General features: G+C 37.1%; 15 protein-coding genes. 5 read left to right on the forward strand and 10 right to left on the reverse strand.

Annotated elements, in window-relative coordinates:
* Nucleotides 1-9: 9 nt before the first annotated feature.
* The 10 genes from PLA12_11180 to PLA12_11225 form a co-directional block, all read right to left on the reverse strand.
* Nucleotides 10-765: a lactate racemase domain-containing protein gene (locus PLA12_11180; protein HOQ33060.1), complete on the reverse strand. Its 756-nt coding sequence runs from the start codon at nt 763-765 to the stop codon at nt 10-12.
* The gene (pdxB, locus tag PLA12_11185; protein ID HOQ33061.1) at nt 762-1,913 is read right to left on the reverse strand and encodes a 4-phosphoerythronate dehydrogenase PdxB; all 1,152 of its coding nucleotides are present in this window, start codon (nt 1,911-1,913) and stop codon (nt 762-764) included. Before pdxB ends, PLA12_11180 begins: the two co-directional genes overlap by 4 nt.
* Nucleotides 1,914-1,943: 30 nt before the next feature.
* Nucleotides 1,944-2,837 (reverse strand): HAD hydrolase-like protein, encoded by an 894-nt coding sequence (locus PLA12_11190; GenBank protein ID HOQ33062.1) that lies wholly within the window; start codon nt 2,835-2,837, stop codon nt 1,944-1,946.
* A gap of 34 nt (nt 2,838-2,871) precedes the next feature.
* Nucleotides 2,872-3,705, reverse strand: a complete 834-nt coding sequence (locus tag PLA12_11195; protein HOQ33063.1) for an SDR family oxidoreductase — start codon at nt 3,703-3,705, stop codon at nt 2,872-2,874.
* Between the two features lie 588 nt (nt 3,706-4,293).
* Nucleotides 4,294-4,947, reverse strand: a complete 654-nt coding sequence (locus tag PLA12_11200) for a methyltransferase domain-containing protein (protein ID HOQ33064.1) — start codon at nt 4,945-4,947, stop codon at nt 4,294-4,296.
* Nucleotides 4,940-5,767, reverse strand: a complete 828-nt coding sequence (locus PLA12_11205; protein ID HOQ33065.1) for a metal ABC transporter permease — start codon at nt 5,765-5,767, stop codon at nt 4,940-4,942. Before PLA12_11205 ends, PLA12_11200 begins: the two co-directional genes overlap by 8 nt.
* A 15-nt stretch (nt 5,768-5,782) precedes the next feature.
* The gene (locus PLA12_11210; GenBank protein HOQ33066.1) at nt 5,783-6,574 is read right to left on the reverse strand and encodes an ABC transporter ATP-binding protein; all 792 of its coding nucleotides are present in this window, start codon (nt 6,572-6,574) and stop codon (nt 5,783-5,785) included.
* Nucleotides 6,575-6,591: 17 nt separating this feature from the next.
* Nucleotides 6,592-7,458: a zinc ABC transporter substrate-binding protein gene (locus tag PLA12_11215; protein HOQ33067.1), complete on the reverse strand. Its 867-nt coding sequence runs from the start codon at nt 7,456-7,458 to the stop codon at nt 6,592-6,594.
* A gap of 18 nt (nt 7,459-7,476) precedes the next feature.
* Entirely contained in the window at nt 7,477-8,445 is a 969-nt protein-coding gene (locus PLA12_11220) for a DUF1559 domain-containing protein (GenBank protein ID HOQ33068.1), read from the reverse strand.
* Between the two features lie 114 nt (nt 8,446-8,559).
* A complete protein-coding gene (locus PLA12_11225) occupies nt 8,560-9,426 on the reverse strand; it encodes a hypothetical protein (protein ID HOQ33069.1) in 867 nt (288 codons plus the stop codon).
* Nucleotides 9,427-9,619: 193 nt separating this feature from the next.
* Between PLA12_11225 and ruvA the strand changes: the two genes are divergently transcribed.
* The 5 genes from ruvA to PLA12_11250 form a co-directional block, all read left to right on the forward strand.
* The gene (gene ruvA / locus PLA12_11230) at nt 9,620-10,228 is read left to right on the forward strand and encodes a Holliday junction branch migration protein RuvA (protein ID HOQ33070.1); all 609 of its coding nucleotides are present in this window, start codon (nt 9,620-9,622) and stop codon (nt 10,226-10,228) included.
* Nucleotides 10,225-11,259, forward strand: coding sequence for a Holliday junction branch migration DNA helicase RuvB (gene ruvB / locus PLA12_11235; protein HOQ33071.1), 1,035 nt, complete (start codon nt 10,225-10,227; stop codon nt 11,257-11,259). Before ruvA ends, ruvB begins: the two co-directional genes overlap by 4 nt.
* A 130-nt stretch (nt 11,260-11,389) precedes the next feature.
* Nucleotides 11,390-14,584: a PAS domain S-box protein gene (locus PLA12_11240; protein ID HOQ33072.1), complete on the forward strand. Its 3,195-nt coding sequence runs from the start codon at nt 11,390-11,392 to the stop codon at nt 14,582-14,584.
* An 89-nt stretch (nt 14,585-14,673) separates the two neighbouring features.
* A complete protein-coding gene (locus PLA12_11245; protein ID HOQ33073.1) occupies nt 14,674-17,424 on the forward strand; it encodes a PAS domain S-box protein in 2,751 nt (916 codons plus the stop codon).
* 30 nt (nt 17,425-17,454) lie between these two features.
* The coding region (locus tag PLA12_11250) for a ketopantoate reductase family protein (GenBank protein ID HOQ33074.1) at nt 17,455-18,123 on the forward strand (669 nt) is incomplete at its 3' end.

Here is an 18,123-nt window from a genome sequence, read left to right on the forward strand (position 1 = left end):
ATGAGTTTTCTAGGATAGGTCTGCCGCAATACTCCATGCTTCTTCAGGAGTTCCAAAAAAAATAGCGCGGGTTTTATCATGCTCGACATTTAATGCAAAACAGTATTTCTCTTTTTGTATCATACTACTTGCATAGTCAATTAATCGGCGGACAGGAGTATGTTTGACACCGTTAATCTTAATATTTGTGATTAAGGCTCCTAACCAGTGAAATACATTTAAGAAATCAGGACCGGAAATTCCCGGAAAGAAATATTTATTTCCACCACTAAAACCGACAACTTCATGAGGGAATACAGGTCCTACGATAATGAGAACATCGTAATCAAGAATTATACGATTAATCTGGACAGGGACTTCCTGATTAAGCAAGCCATTGGAAAACTCATGAATTTTATCTTGGGATATAATCCCTAAAAGGTGTAGAACATTTTTGTCCTGCCATGCATGATTGAAAATGTTAATGTTCTTGTAAGTTGTATGTTTTTCCTCGTATGTAATACCTAATAGTTTGAAAATCATATCTTCCGTTAAAGGGGGATGGGTGCCTAATGCAATAATATAGTCCAATTGATGGGTTTTTTTAGATAATGCCTCTGTTAAAACTCGAAACATTAAGGGCATGGGCATACTACGGGTTTGGTCAGGAATGATAACAAGAACTTTCTTCCCCTGAACATTTAATTCGGAACAGGTTTTATAAACAAATTGGGTAATCTCTTCGGGCTTTAAAAAACCTTTTTCTGCAACGCATTGTTGAATCATTTTTTGTCCCTTATTATTTTGAAGCCCAATCTTTCCAATTGATTTGCTAAAATAGGGTTATCTTGATTAAAACGAATAGATGTGTTATGAAATTCCCTGCGGACAGGATAATTTTTTCGTAAAAGGTCAAAAAAAGGACCGCGTTCCTTTACATCTTTTTCCTGTATTTCTCGTAACGATTTATCGTCAGCGGTTATATCGTATATTTTATGGACTATGGAATGGAGTAGCATAGGCTCATTTGTTGATACAAGGATTTCTTTGTAGGGTGGGTCCTGTAGAATTTTTTTATAGTCCCATGTTGGTGTTCGATTTAGAAAGCGACATAGAGATGTATATAACTGATAGGTTCCATTTACCTTACCATCAAAAGAATATCCTGCTATGTGAGGAGTTCCTATAGTTACTTTCTTTAACAGGTCAATATTTATATTCGGTTCGTTTTCCCAGACATCAATAATTGAATGAGAAATGGTTTCTTGCTCAATTGCATTAAATAGCGATTCTGTTTCTACAACGGCACCACGGGATGTATTAATAAGCACGGTGCTTTTTTTTAGTTTTGCAAAGAAATTTTTATCTGCTATATGGTAGGTCGGATACTGTCCCGTTTTTTCTAATGGAACATGGAAGGTGATAATGTCGCAATCCAGAATGTTTTCAAAAGATTCAAACAATGGATGATTATTGATTTTTTCTGCAAGAGGTGGGTCACAAAGTACAGGGAATAGTCCTAATGCAGGGACCTTTTTAGCGACGCGAGAGCCCACATTTCCTACGCCTACAATTCCTATCTTTTTACCTTGTAATTTATATCCATGATTTTGTTCCAATTCAAGCAGTGCAGAAACCACATATTCCGCAACACTATTGGCATTAGAACCGGGCGCACTGGAAAATGTAATGCCTTTAGAGTTCAAATAAGCAAGGTCAATGTGGTCATAACCGATTGTGGCTGTTCCAACAAAACGAATGGATGTTCCATCAATAAGGTCTGCATTGACTTTTGTGATGGAACGGACTAACAAAATATCTGCATTTTTGATTATATCTTTTGTTATTTTTCTGCCGTGAACTGTAACAACATCACCAAATTCGGCGAAACCTTCTTTGACATAAGGAATATTTTCATCTGCAATAATTAACATACTTAGGATATTTATTTTATGGGTAAATGGTTATCTTTTCCATGGAGGAGTTTCGGGGAGATATTTATCGAATTCTTTAATAAGGGTGGTTTCATACTCACCTTCATAGGTGCCGTTAAAGAAACGGTCTAATCCTTCTTCGTAAAGTCGTTGCCAGGACTCTTCTTCGTAACCGGGGTTAATAGGGAAGAATAGTGCGTTATTGGCACGAGCCGCTTTCAGGTCACCGTAAGCATCGCCAATCATTAAAATATGATTCTTTTCATATCTATTTTCGGAAGCAAATTTTATATGTTCCGCCTTTGTGCCTATTTCCTGTCCACAAATAACGAAAACATACTTTGCGAGGTCTTGTTCTTGCCATTCGCGTATAAGTGCTTCGGTCGGGGTTTGAGAACATACCATAATATCTGCGTTTCCCTGACATTTCTGGAGGCATTCTTCAACATACGGGAAAGGGGGTAAACCGCCTTTAACAATATCTTCAACGGTTTTATTAACGGCTTTGCTCCATTGGAGTGTTATTTGCATATCTTCCTGTTCGGGATGTTCTTTACAGTAAGCCTCCAACGCAGGATTACCTAATTTTGTTTCGGTCTCAATCCATTTTCGTAAATTTGGAGTATGAGGAATCTGGACTTTTCTTGCTTTGACTTTGTCCCAGTCAGACAATAGGTCAAAAACCTTAATAAGAGCAGGAAAGCGATTGGCTCCACGCCATTTGGAATACAGATTTACGAATTCGCATGCCTCACGCGCATATTTAGAAATGGCTTGGAGATTCCAATACTTAATTGTATTCGGGGTAAAACATTCTTTTTGCTTTAATTCCATCGTGTCGAAGGCACAACCATCGGAATCAATGGCTATTAAAAATGGAGAGGTAGGTTTGTGGTCTAATAATTTTTGAATATCTTCTTTCATTTTTTATTCCTTCTTTTTTTGATATATTGTTTTTTTATACACCAGAAAAGGCTGAAAAACCACCGTCAACAGGAACTATGATGCCTGTGACGAATTTCGATGCATCACTGGCAAGCCAGATGAGTGTCCCTATGAGGTCTGATGGGTCTCCATAACGACCCATAGGTGTGTGGGCTAATATTGTTTTACCACGCGGAGTAGGTTCTCCTGTCTTTTCATCAATTAACAAATAACGATTTTGTTCGCTGAGGAAAAATCCTGGGGCTATAGCATTAACTCTTAATTTAGGATTATATTCCTGGGCAAAGTGGACGGCTAACCACTGTGTAAAATTGGCAACAGCCGATTTTGCAGCACTATATCCAGGAATACGCGTTAAGGGGCGAATGGCGTTCATGGACGCAATATTAATGATAGAACCACCCTCTGTATTTTTTATCATATATTTGCCAAATACCTGAGAAGGGATAATTGCCCCACCTAACAAATTTAAATTAACAACTTTCTGGAAAGCATCCGCAGGTATATCAAAAAAACTTAATTCGGGTGAAGTCGTGGCTTGTTTCATATTTCCACCTACACCATTGACTAAAATATCAATTTTCCCCCATTCTTTGACTATTGTTTGTGCACATTCCTCAATAGTCTCTTTATTGAAAGCATCCATATACAAGGCAAGTGCTTTCCCTCCCTGACTTTCAATCTCTTGTTTTAGTTGCTGGGCTTTGTCAAGCAAGACATCTACAATCGCTACCGAGGCACCGGCTCGTGCTAAACCTTGAACCATAGCATTGCCAAGAACACCCGCTCCACCTGTTACAACAGCGACTTTTCCCGTTAGGTCAAAAATAGAAATACCCGTATTCATTATGTATGCCCTTTCTTATATTGTTTAAGATAATTGGTAAAAATTATACCAAAAATAGAAGATACTATTTGAAATGAAAAAGTTTTTGCATCCCGCCATTACTATTCGTTTTGACTGTAAAATAATATTTATACTTCTGCAGGGTGTAAGCAGATTAATATATAAGGAATAGATTTATATTTTATAAGGTGAAATATTAACCTATTTAACATCAAGCCATCAAAATGAAAAATTAGGGTATGTAAGGTTTGAAAATATTTTTGTTCATCTTTTTTGATGTTCTTCATGGTATTATGAAATTTTTATCTAAAAGTCCTGTATTATTCATGCTTTACAGTTTTTTTAATTAATCCTTTAATAAATTTGTAATAATATTAGTCCTAATATCCTTTTTAGTATAAGTTATAATAGGAACTGAGCCTCATTTGAGCTACTGTTATAATGGGAACTGAAAGCAAAAACTAACAGGGATTGCTTTATATGTTCTTACCTATATGTTTAATTTGACGTAGCAAACTGTCATTGTTGAGTTGAAACTTTATTTGAAAAACTATGAAACATAGGTAATTAATTTGTATTTATATTGAGTTATTTACTCGTCTGGGGTGAGGCGATGAGGAGGTAGCCGTTGGAATTGTCCTGGAAGTATTGGAGTTTGAGTTGGGCTTGTTTGAGCATGTTGAGGATGGTTTTTTTGTCGGGAATGATGTGATTTCCGACGATACCGCCGAGGTTTTTGTGAAATTTGTTGATTTCTCTTCGTGGTTTTGTGTGGCAAAGGACCCAAATCCCGTTAGGGGCGAGGATTCGGGCATGTTCTATCATTGCTTTTTGTTGGTTTATCAAGTGGGGGAAAACGGAAAAACAGATAATAGCGTTTACGGAATGGTCTTTGACAGGTAGGTCGTGGGCATCGGCTATGAGCCAGGCGGTATAGGAGTTGTTTTTGAATTTATTTTTTCCGTATTGAATCATCTGGGGAGAGAGGTCTGTTTCGATGATTAATCCGCTGTTTTTAATGTGTTTAAGAAGATAAGGGACAAGAATTCCCGTGCCACAACCGATGTCAATGATAATACTGTTTTGTGGAATATTTACAAGGCTTAATAGATTTTCAATGGCTTGTAGTTCTTCTTTTGTTTTATAACTGTCCCAGTTGGGAGCATGATTATTGAAAAAGTGTTCTATTTCTTTATGGTGTTGGTGTGTATGAGGATGATTTTGGATTGGAATGCTATTCATTTTTGCCCCTTTTTATTTGTTTTTTTGGTGATAAAAGTGCGGAGAGAATGAATATAAAAGAGGATATAAGTATGATAGTTGCACCTGTCGGAAGATTGAATTTGTAAGATACAGCAATGCCTCCCCAACAGGAGCTGATTCCAAACAGGATAGAAAGGATTAGCATATATTTGAATCGGTAAGTGAGTTGATACGCCGATGCGGAAGGATTTAATAGCAGGCTGTAAATGAGTAATCCGCCAACAGTTTGTAAAGAAACAGCGATGGTTAAGCCTGTAGCGATAATGAGTAAGTAAAAGATGAGTGCGGAAGGGATTCCTACATAAATGGCTACTTGCCGATGGCATAGGACCATATGTATTTCTTTATAAAAAACAGTAAAAAGGATTATCAGGAAGGTAGCAACTCCTGCCAAAATAAAAATGTCCATCCTTGAGACGGTCAAAATATTTCCCCAGAAAAGGCTCAATGCACTTGCTTTGGAACCGGGTATAAGACCTAAAAAGAGGAAAGCCAATCCTAACATAGTGGAAAACACAATACCTGTGGAGGTATCCGGGCTTAATTCACCGCGGTCAGCCAAGGGACCAACGATAGCAGATGCGATAAGGCTAAAAAGAATAGCTCCCGCCAGAGGGTTCCAGCCTATCCATAGACTAAATAATGCCCCAGTGAAAGCAGAGTGGGCAATACAAATCCCTAAAAAGGAAAGGTGCATTGTTACAATAAAAACGCCGACTATACTGCAAGCAATCCCTGAAAAAAAGCCTGCAAGTATAGGTCGCCATAAATATTCAGGTATTCCTAATATCTCGTGCATGAATATAATTCTCTTTTAATGATGTGAATGATGAAACCCAAATCTGCTTGAACAGCAGAATCCATTCCCACCATAAAGTTCCTCTAACTTTTCTTCAAGTAAAAGTTCTTCGGGCTTACCATCAGCCCAAACTTTACCTTTTTGTAACATAATAATACGGTCACAACGGTTGGGCATCATTGCTATTTCATGAGTAACATACAAAGTGGTAAAGGAATGTAAATCTACTTTATGTTCTAATAAATCTAAAATATCTTTTTGGGCATTAGGGTCAATAGAAGCGGTAGGTTCATCAAGTAGTAGAATAGGAGCCTGCTGTGCAAGTGCGCGGGCAATGGCTGTTTTTTGTCGTTCCCCACCAGAGAGATGTCCCATCGGTTTATTGGCAAGATGGGATATACCAACCCGTTCTATTAAGGAATCCACAAGTTGCCAATCCTCACGGGTAAGCGGTCGGCCTAATCCACATATACCTGCCCTCCCCGCGGCTACAGATTCCCGAACAGTTATCGGAAGTCTGGGGTCTACGGCTTCTATCTGTGCTACATGAGCAATTTTCCTCCGTAAAAGGAAATTATAAGAGGATGGGGTTTGCCCTAAAATTTTTACAGAACCTTTTTGAGTTCTACATAAACCCGATAAAACCTTTAACAGAGTAGTTTTCCCTGAACCATTAGGTCCTAAAATAACAGCAAATTCCCCCGAACAAAATGAAAGTGTTACATTGTCAAGTGCCGTATGACTGTTGTAATAGACACTAACATTCTGCAATTCAATTACATATTTAGAATTTATTTCAGATATCATGAAACTATAATCAATTTTTAATGTGTCTTTTTAATGGCTTCCCGTAAGGAATTTATATTATTTTGCACACTTGCCTCCCATGAATTGCAACTTGAACACGCATAAGGAAAACTGGACAAAATAGTTGATTGAGCATTCAGTTCTGTGGATAGCCTTTTAACAAGGTCTATTTCACCGCTTTGTTGATTTTCAACAACAATTTTCACATTCTCTTCTTTTCCCTTTTTTAAAAAATTTCCCCAAACAGAAAGGTTTATTTCTTCTGCTCGGGGAAATGTATCAACCACCTTAAAGCCTAACCAATTGACAAAATCACTTTGAAAAGCAGAAACAATGAGGGGGATATTTTCAGGATGGATATCTTTTATACTTTTGAGGGCTTGTTGCTCAAAATTGTCAATTTCTTTTTTTCTTTTATCAAATTGTTTTTTGAAATTTTCTTCGGAAAGTAAACCTGCTTTTATTAAAACTTTGCCGATTTGTTCCAATCCTTTAATGTAGTTTTGGGGGACTAACCAATTCCCTTCAACCTGAATATATGCAATCTTTTCAGGTGGTGGATTTGTCCCATGGATAAGACTTTTAATTGAAGGTAAATCCTTTTGCCAAGTATGTAAAATAACTAACTTAGCATTAATGAATTTTTCTATATCACCAGGTTTAAGGTCAAAATGCCCCGGACATAAGTCAGGTGGGACAACAATAGCTAATTCGGAATCTTTCCCGCTAAGGTCTTTAACAGCAGAGTATATTGCAGAGGTTCCAACAACGAGAGGTTCATCTGCATACATGTGGGGCGATAAGAGAAGACCGCCCCACATGTTGTACAGCACTGCTAAAACGATTAGGAGCCTATAAGAAGTAAAGATTGAAAAGAATTTCATATCTGTAAATCCTGAATATTATTGCAATCCGAAGTGCCCTACCTGTCGGGGTATTCCATAGTTGTGGTCCTTATCATCTATAACAGGGAATTTGGAAGGATAACGGATAAACTCAACATGTCCATCCATATAGAGGACATTACATCCACCGGGCATGTGGTTAAAGACAACGCCACCTGCTGTAGTTGCTGAATCATTGGGATTTCCAAAGGTATCAAACATGATTATGATTTCACTTTGAGCCTGAGCAGAAGCCGCGGGATTGTTTATGTCTGTAATAGCAAATCGTTCAATACCTTCGCGTAAACGGGCACAATTATTGGTTGTGGCAAAGCCTTTTCCAAGGATGGCAGTCCAGGGTAGCTTGGTAGTAACGGGAATATCATTATCGAAATTTTTCCTTTTTACAGGAGCCGTTACAGGGTTTACACCGATAATCGTTCCTGGCGGAATGATTTCTATTTCTCCAAGAGTTCCTGTTGCGTTCCACATTCCATAGAATTCCTCAACATTTGTAATAGCGAAACCATGATACCAATAAGAATGACCTAATGCGGCAGCACGGAAATATCGTTGACTAAGTAAATCGCCGTTGGCTTCGGCTGCTTTTATATGGTCTTCAATAGAACCATCGGGGATACGTGCAGCGACATATTGACCAGCAGCATCTACTGCTGTATCTGATGGACATTTTGCAGTATTTAAGTCATTCATATATTCGGGGAAAAAACCCTCCGGGTCGGGTGCAGCGAATAAAGGAGCACCATTAGGATTTGTAAAAGGTTGTAACGGAGGAAATCGTTCTCCTTTTGCTTCGTTAGCATACATTTTAAAAGATAGTCCAAATTGTTTCAGATTGTTCTGACAACTGGACCGACGGGCTGCTTCTCGTGCCCTTGCTAAAGCAGGAAGTAATATAGCAGCGAGAATGCCGATAATAGCGATGACGACAAGAAGTTCAATGAGAGTAAAGCCTGTTCTTTTCATGTTTTAACCTCCTGAAGGGTTCATGTTAATTTAACGGTATTACTAATATGTTTAAAAGTAATACCATAATTGTATGGATAATGTCAAATTGTTTTTTTTACCTTTACAAATGAGTTAGTTCTCAGGAGGTAGGGTAGGTTCAAGAGAGGTTATAGAGGATTCGTTAATCCCGTAAATTGAAATTATATCCCGCCCACTTTCTTTGTGTTTGGAAATGCTTAAAACATTATGTTCTTTATTCTTTATATTTTTCTCAATATATTCTTTTGCTGATGCTTCATCATCAAAAATTTCAATATTGATGTTGTCATATTTGTCATATTTTAATCGGAGTCCACGGGCTAACTCTTGTAATTTTTCTTTTGGGCTTCCATAAGGAACTACCCCAATAATTCCTTTAATTGTTGAAGCGTTTGAATTCATTTGTTTAACAACATCTGGATTTCTCCCCCATTCTTCCAAGATACGAAAATAAAATTCTTTTGGAGAAGCAGGATTATTTTCTACCTTTGTGTCTGTATTTGACGGTGGAACAGGTGGCGAAAGAATCTCGTTTGTAGGACTTCCAGGGATATATTTATTAGGAGATGCACTACGAACCGCATCCTGAGGAATAGGATTTATTCCATAAGTTTGTAAAGTGGCTTTCAATTGTTGATTTTCCGCTTCCAGGTCGGCAATAACATGATTGACTAAATAATCTAAAGATTGTTGTATTTGTTGTAGAGAGATTTTCATTTCCTGTATTTCTTGATATAATTTTTCATTCGGGTTAATCACCAGAGTAGAGGTCTGTTGGGTTTTATTATCTTTTATTTGGACTTCTATGGGTGATACTTGTTGAGAAGGAGAGACATTCTGAGCATCCTGAACATCTACATTTGTTGGCTGTGGTTTATCACTCTGGGGTTCTGGAAAAGAAAAGAAAGATAGAACAAATAGAAATGAAACAAAAAATACAAGAAATGATTTTATTTTCATAATGAAAGTCCTTTATATGTGTCAACGAGTAAATATTGTAAAATGAAGACAAGGCAAATTCGTAAAGTATAAGCATTTCTTTATATTATGCTTTGTCAAAGCAATATATAAATGTAACAAATATTCTATAATAATACATAAATAATACCCAGTATTTACTATTAAAACAGTTACATTGCAACAAGGAGCATATATGTTTGATTACCTTCGTGGAGTTATAACCAAGATTCGTGCCAATACATTGGTATTGGATATTCACGGGGTAGGGTATTTGTTGAATGTGCCTGTGAACCTATTAAACAAGGTGCATTTGGATGAGGAAGCCCTATTTCCCGTTCATACGGTATGGCGTGAAGACTCTGTGGATATTTATGCTTTTGAGAACGATGAGCAAAAGTTGCTTTTTCAAAGGCTTGTTTCCATAAGTGGGATAGGTCCCAAAATGGCAATGGCTGTATTATCTACCCTTTCTGTGAATGAATTTCGACAGGCTGTTATGGAGAATGATTACAATTTAATTGCCACGGCACCGGGAATTGGGAAAAAAACAGCCCAGCGTTTAATTTTAGAATTTCGTAATAAGATGGGGGAGGATACGGAGTTATCTGCCCTGTTAAGCCCACCGGAAGAGAAAATTATTGATAGCGATGAAGTATATCAAGCAATGTTGTCAATGGGTTGTTCTGCAAATGAGGCTAAAAATGCCGTTACATTCGCAAGAAAACAATTAGGAGACAATGCCAGTATCGAGGATTTAATACGGACATCGTTGCAATACCTGAAAGGAGGACCTATTTCATGAATTCGGAGCATATATTTGCACCGGAGCCAATAGAAGATGAATCTGTATTTGATGAACAGATTCGACCCCAGCGGTTGCAAGACTTTCCCGGACAGGAACCCGTAAAAGAAAAATTATTAATTTCTATTTATGCGGCAAAGCAGAGAAAAGAACCATTAGACCATATTTTGCTTTATGGTCCTCCCGGTTTGGGGAAAACAACGCTTGCCCGTATTTTAGCCAATGAAATGGGCGTGGCTATTCACCAAACTTCTGGACCTGTATTAGAACGGCAGGCAGATTTATCAGCAATACTTACGGGACTGAATGAATTCGATATTTTGTTTATTGATGAAATACACCGATTAAATCGAGCGGTTGAGGAAACTTTATACTCTGCAATGGAAGATTTTGAAATTGACATTATGTTAGGGAAAGGACCTACTGCCCGTTCCATAAAGTTAGGGTTAAAACCTTTCACTCTGATAGGGGCTACAACGCGTGCTGGTTTGTTAACACCTCCATTACGGGCACGATTCGGAGATTCATGCCGTCTTGATTTCTATTCACCTCAGGAATTACAAACAATAGTACTTCGTTCAGCCCGTATTTTAAATGTGCCGATAGATGAAGAAGCCTCTTTAGAGATTGCAAGGCGTTCACGGGGTACAGCCCGTATTGCGAACCGATTACTAAGGAGGGTTAGAGATTATGCACAGGTGAAAGGAGATGGCACAATTACCCTATCTATAGCAAACTCTGCACTGAAACTTCTTCGAATTGATGACCTCGGTCTGGATGATATGGACCGTATGTTAATAAAAACGGTTATTGAAAAGTTTTCAGGGGGTCCTGTGGGTTTAAATTCTCTGGCGGTTGCAATTGGAGAGGAACGGCAAACCATTGAAGAAGTTCATGAACCATATCTTATTCAGATTGGCTTTATGAAAAGGACCCCACAAGGAAGAGTTGCTACCCCATTAGCCTATAAACATTTTGGTTTAACTCCTCCAGGTTCTTATATTCCCCCTCTTTTTCCAAGTAATGAATAAAAAAATATTTACAAGGCTGTTTTATAAAGGTTACAATATAAATAAGTCGAACGGAATGTTAGTTTGGTTGTATTAATTAATAAGACAATAAGAGAATGATTTGTATAAACAAAATATATTGGAATAAATAATGTCACTCTTGAAAATAAGAGATATAATTCGATTATTAAAAGGCTCATCAGTAAGTTTCCTTGTTTGCTCAGAAAAGGGAACAATTGAATATTGTGATAAAGAGACCAGGAAACGGCTAATAGGAACTGTGCGAGGGGTAAAATTAGAGGAACATTTATTGAGTGAATTTATTGAAGTGTGTTATCCCCAAGGAGGAGAAGTAATTCCAGCCTCCTCTCTTTACTGGATGCAGTTATGGAAAAAGAAAATTCAGAAAAAATCTAACGGTAGTGCTATTGTCAATTGGGGTGCTTTTGGAATACGCATAAAAGATAAAGAAAGGGGTCTACATAAAATATTGTTTTTTATTTATCCCGTTGCAGAGAGTAAGTTATCAAGTACCCTTTTAGAAGATAATGACTATATTTTAAGAATCTTGGAACGACTCTCTATCCTGGTCATTCAAATGGATTCTTCCGGAGAAGTTCTGTATGTAAATGAATATATTAAGAATTTAACAGGATGGATACCTTCGGAAGTCGTAGGAAAAAATTGGTTTGAAACATTTGTTCCGGATGAGATAAGAGAAGAAACCATACAATTGTTTCAGGCAAATAGGTTAGAGGCAAATAGCAACGATGTTATATTTGAAGGGGAGATTTTAACAAAAGATAAGAAAAAATTATTAATGTTATGGGCGTGTTTTCCTGTGATGCAGGGACAGGGTATTCCCTCTACGATTATGTTGGGTCAGGAATTAAGCACACCTCATAAGGAAAAGTTGTTTATTCGGGGTATTCGAATTATAAAAAATCAATTCCAATGGTTATGTGAGGACCTCGTTCACGGTATCCCCGAGGAGGAAGCGTTTTCAAAGATTTTGCATAGTGCAATAGAAATGACGGCTATGGAGGCTGGCGTTATTTTTAAGGCACATCCCAGAGAACTTACTTTAATTTCAGCGGAAGGTTTGGAAGATAAAATTACAAAATTATTACAAAATGTCCCTATCAATAATTTAGTAATCGAAACAATATTTTCCAGTAATGATGTAATAGATATTTCCTCTATGATAGATAGTTTGCCGGTTAACTTGCGTGAACGAGGTTTTGCAAAAATTTTTGCAATCCCCGTGCGAACCGGTGAGAATCCTGTGGGCTGTGTGGTTCTCGCTACAACCCGAAAAGATATGCTCGATGAGGAAATTCTTCCTCTTTTACATTCGATATCCTGTGAGGTAGGGTGGCTCTTTCTTTGGTATGGAGTCCAAGAATTACAAAGGAGACAGGGGCGTCAATATGAATTATTAGAGCGGATGCTTCCCTATGCCTTGCTTACTGTGGAAGAAACAGGTGAAATCATAGGTAGTAATCGGGGTGGAATTCGTTTATTAGGGGCTGAGTATGAGGAAGACCTATTAAAACATAATATTCAACGCTTTATTCCCGATTGGTGTGAATGGATAAAGAAATTAGGACAAAAAGAAGAGATTAAAACAGACGATGTTCGAGAAATTGAGATAGAGAACTTAAAAGGGGAAAAAATTCCAACAGAATTTATTATAGGTCATTTCCTGCTTGCAAGTCGTTCCTTCTATATGGTATTTCTTCGGGATATTCGCTGGCGTAAGCAAGCCATTGAAACTATAAAAAGAGCAGAGGAACGCTATAAAGAACTATTTGAGAATGCCAATGATATTGTTTATACCCATGATCTTACAGGTAAATTTACTTCATTAAATAAAGCAGGTGTTGCTATTACGGGATATAGCCTCGAAGAGGCTTTAAATATGAATGTGTTTGATATTCTTGTCCCGGAATACCATGAGGAGGTAAAAGAAAGAATCCGTAAGAAATTAGAAGGGGCTCCTCCTACAAAGTATGAAGTTGAAATTATTGCTAAAGACGGGCATAAAATACCGCTGGAAATTAGCACAAGAGTTATCTTCGAAAAGGGAAAACCTGTAGGGATTCAGGGAATTGCCCGAGATATTACAGACCGAAAGAAGGCGGAAGAAGAGCGAAAAAGGTTAGAACAGCAAATTCTACATGCACAGAAGTTAGAAAGTTTAGGAATCCTTGCGGGAGGAATTGCACATGACTATAACAATATATTAGTGGGGATTCTGGGCAATGCAGGATTGGCTCTTGCACGATTACCTAAAGATTCTCCTATACGAACTTATCTCAAAAGAATTGAAGAATCCGCTCAAAGGGCTGCTGAATTAACCAATCAAATGTTAGCATATTCAGGTAAAGGAGTTATTACAACAAGACCCCTTAATCTGTCCCGATTGATTAATGAAATGAAGCCATTATTCTCTGCCATTATATCCAAAAAGGCAACAGCCGAGTATAACTATCCCGATAATTTGCCCCCTATTTATGGTGATGCCATTCAATTACATCAGGTTTTAATGAATCTAATTACGAATGCTTCGGAAGCACTCGGAGAATCTCCAGGCAAAATAGTTATACAAATAAAGGTTGTTGATTTGAGCCAAGAACATATAAAGGAATCGTATTTCTTAGAGCCGGTTGAACCTGGAAAATATATTTGTCTCGAAGTATCTGATACAGGCTGTGGAATGAGTAAGGAAATGATAACAAAAATTTTTGACCCCTTCTTTTCAACAAAATTTGCTGGAAGAGGTTTGGGGCTTGCTTCTGTTCTGGGAATTGTTCGTGGACATAAAGGGACTATAAATGTTTATAGTGAACCCGGTAAAGGAACTTGTTTTAAGGTCTATTTCCCTATCTCTGAAACAATAAAAGAAGAAAAAACAGGACGGGAGGAAGAACAAAAAGAACATGAAAAAGGGATGGGCGAAATAGATAAAACTTCAAGCACAGTTTTATTAGTTGATGATGAGGAAGGTGTGCTAGAAGTAGCCAATGAAGCCCTTACAAAATTTGGCTATAGGACTATTTTAGCCAGAAATGGGAAAGAGGCGTTAGAACTTTTTAATCAACATAAAAACGAATTAACAGCAGTAATTCTCGATTTGACAATGCCAGAATTAGATGGATTTGAAGTTTTTCAAGAAATAAAAAAGATTGACAACAATATCCCGATTATTTTATGTAGCGGTTTCCCAGAAAAAGATATTAATCAGAAATTTGGAGAGGTAAAACCTTCAGGATTTATTCAAAAACCTTATCGTCCAATTGATTTAATAAAATTATTGCAAAATGTAACGAAGAATAAGGTATAATATAATTAGCATTATAATAAATTTAATTGTTAAAAAAACAGATTTTAGTTAAATTCGGATAATGCCAATTATTAGATAGGGAAAAGACAATGTCGTTAAAGGTATCAAATGTTCAAATGGGGGAATGGCTATCCCTTCTTAGGGAGAATGCAAACATGGGTTTTTTGATATTGGACGGAGAAGGGAAAATATTAAGTGCAGACGCAAAAATGCTATCTATATGGGAAGTGCCATTTTCAGAAGACAGTAATAATGAATCTGTTGAAAATAGATATATCAATGATGTAATTCATCCCATAAAATCTTTCACAGAGGTTTTAGAAGAAATAAAGAAAACAGGGCATATCTGTGCAAATGAATATCCTTTTATAACACTAAAAGGGTCTTCTAAATGGGCGATGTTAGAGGGTTGGATATTGCAAGAGAACGACGAGGATTTTCTGACAGGCTGGTGTTGGGTAGACATAACTCCTGTATGTGAGCAGACAAATAGCGACTACCTTAAAATGTTTGGCGACGCGTTAAGTTTTATATTTAAAGATATTCCCCTTATGTTTTTTTTCTGGGAAATTACAGATGACAATCGCACAAAAATTTTAGGTTTAAATAAAGAAGGCGAAAAAGTATTAGGTTACTCATCTTCAGAGGTAATAGGGAGAGATTTTCTGGAGTTTGTAATACCGGAAGCATGGAAGACTGCTGTAAAAAAGTATGTGGAAAGTATTCGTTTAAATCCCAAACCTTATTTGGGAGAACATCCCTTATTTACGAAAGATGGACAGGAAGTTTCTATTCGCTGGCTGGATGTACCTGTAGAACTAACAATGTTTAACCGTATATGGGTTGTATCTATAGGGGAAGATATTCGTGAACGGCTGAAAATGGAGCGGAAATTGCGAGAAAGCGAAGAGAGATACCGCCGAATTGTGGAAGCCATTTTAGACTATTTCTATCATGTAAAGGTAGAAAACGGGAAGGTTGTTGAAACTATTCATTCTCCGGGATGTGAAGCAGTAACCGGATACACACCGGAAGAATTCTATGCAAATCCGAATCTCTGGTATTCGATGGTTTATGATGAAGACAAAGAAGCCGTTCTGAATTATGCAAATGCCATTGCAAAAGGGGTATATCAGACACCTATTATTCACCGAATTATTCGAAAAGATGGGCAAATACGATGGGTTCGAAATACCTCTTTGCTTATTTTTGATAGAGAAGGTAATTTTATAGGGTATGATAGTTTAATTCGAGATATAACCGAAGAAGTTATAGCACAAGACGAATTAAAGAAGAGTGAATTATTCTATCGGGGAATAATTGAGAATTTGGCGGAAGGATATTTTGAGATGGATTTGGAAGGAAATATTAAGTTTGCCAACCCCTCTTTCTTAAAGATATTGGGAAAAACTCGATTACGGTCATTATTAAATCGGAAATTTGTTGAGTTTGTAGAGTTAGAAGAACAACCCCAATTGCTAAATTTACTTAATGAGATAAGAGAAAAGAAGAAAAATATAGGCTCGTGTGAGTGGAAATTAAAATTAGATAAGATGGATGAAGAAAGAATAGTTGAAAGTTCTTTCTTCCCACTTAATACCCAACGAGGAAAAGTAAAAGGTATTGCGGGGATACTTCGAGATATTACAGAACGGAAAAAGCAAGAAGAACATTTAATACAGTTACAAAAATGGGAAAGTTTAGGTGCTATTGTTGGTGGTATTGCTCATGATTTTAATAATTTGTTAATGGTTATGCAGGGGCATCTGGATTTGGAGGAAGCGGAACTTCCTTTTGAAGTAGCTAATATACCTAATGGGATAGTTCTGCACCATGCAGAGATAGAAAATGCAATATATAAGGCAAAAGAATTATGTAAACAAATGATGATTTATGCAGGGAAAGGCTTTGCTGTCCATAAGAAAATGCATAATATAAATAGTATCATTGAAAGCATGTTGCCAGTATTGGATGCGACTGTAAAGAGAAAGGTTAAACTGAATATAAATCTTTGTAAAGATGAGACCCGGGTATTATGTGATGAAGTATTAATACGGCAAATAGTTTTAAGTCTTGTAACGAATTCTGTGGAAGCAATAGGAAACAGAGAAGGATTAATAGATATTTCTACCCGTGTTGTTGAATATAATAAAGAGATTTTTTCTTCTTTTATTTTAGATGGAAAGAATTTACCCGAGGGAAAGTATGTGGAAATTGTTGTAGAAGATACAGGCTGTGGTATCGATGCTAAAGATATAAATAAAATATTTGAACCATTTTATAACAGTAAATTTTTAGGTAGAGGACTTGGATTGTCATCCGTATTAGGAATTGTTCGCAGTCATCAGGGAGGTATGAAGGTTGAAAGCAAAGTAGGTGTTGGGACGAAAATGTATGTTGTTTTTCCATGGGTTTCTTCTGATACACCGATAGAAACAAATCTGGATGAAATAGAACTTGGAGAACCCGATAAATGTAGAAAAGAAATAGTGCTTATTTTTGATAGGGATACAACGATAGGTGAATTAGTAAGAAGAATCCTCAATATGAAAGGATTTGATGCTTTGTCTGTGAGGAATAAAGTTAAAGCGATGGAGGTAATAAACTCTTCTGAGTATGAGGTTAAAATACTAATTCTGGATGTCGGTTCTAATGAAAATGAATGGAAAGAATTTCTGGATGAAATAAAACAAAAAGAAATCAAAATCCCTGTTATTCTTTCGGGGATATGGTCTATGGATGAAGTAACTGAAAAATATCGGGATATTGCAGTTGGGTTACTTCGCAAACCGTATCTTCCTACTGAGGTAATAAATATCGTTAAAGAAAATTGGAAATAGATAGTATTTTTCCCCCAAGGAGTATTATGAATGAAGATTTTGATATTTGGAGCAGGTGCCTTAGGTTGTGTTGTGGGTGGATTTATGAAAAAAGCAGGGCACGAAGTTATCCTTGTCGGAAGACCCGAGATGGTAGATGCTATCCAGCGGGAGGGGCTATATATTTCGGGTATTTGGGGAAACCACTATGTCCCTAATTTGCCAATATTTACAAAGGTTCAAGATGAGTGGAAAGGACAAATAGATTTAATTCTTTTATCTGTAAAATCTTACGATACGGAGCAAGCGGTTCGCGATATTCTTCCGATTATTTCAGATAATACATTGATATGTTCCTATCAAAATGGATTAGGGAATGTTGAAAAAATAGCGGAATTTGTAGGGATGGGAAGAATAATTCCTGCCCGCGTTATTTTTGGTAGTCGAGTTTTGAAACCCGGATTTGTTCAGGTAACTGTGATTGCCGAGCCTACGGCATTAGGAAGGTTAGAACAAGGACCCGATGAAACGATTGTGCGTGATATTGCAGAAACTATGAATAAATCAGGTATTCCCACGATATACACGGAAAATATTCAAGGTTTAATCTGGGCAAAGGTAGCATATAATTCTGCCTTAAATCCATTATCTGCTTTATTGGATGTTCCTTATGGAAAGTTAATGGAAACAGAAGAGACGCAAATGATGATGAAAAGTGTA

The sequence above is a fragment of the Candidatus Hydrogenedens sp. genome, from assembly GCA_035378955.1.
In the GTDB taxonomy this organism is placed as follows: Bacteria; Hydrogenedentota; Hydrogenedentia; order Hydrogenedentales; family Hydrogenedentaceae; genus Hydrogenedens.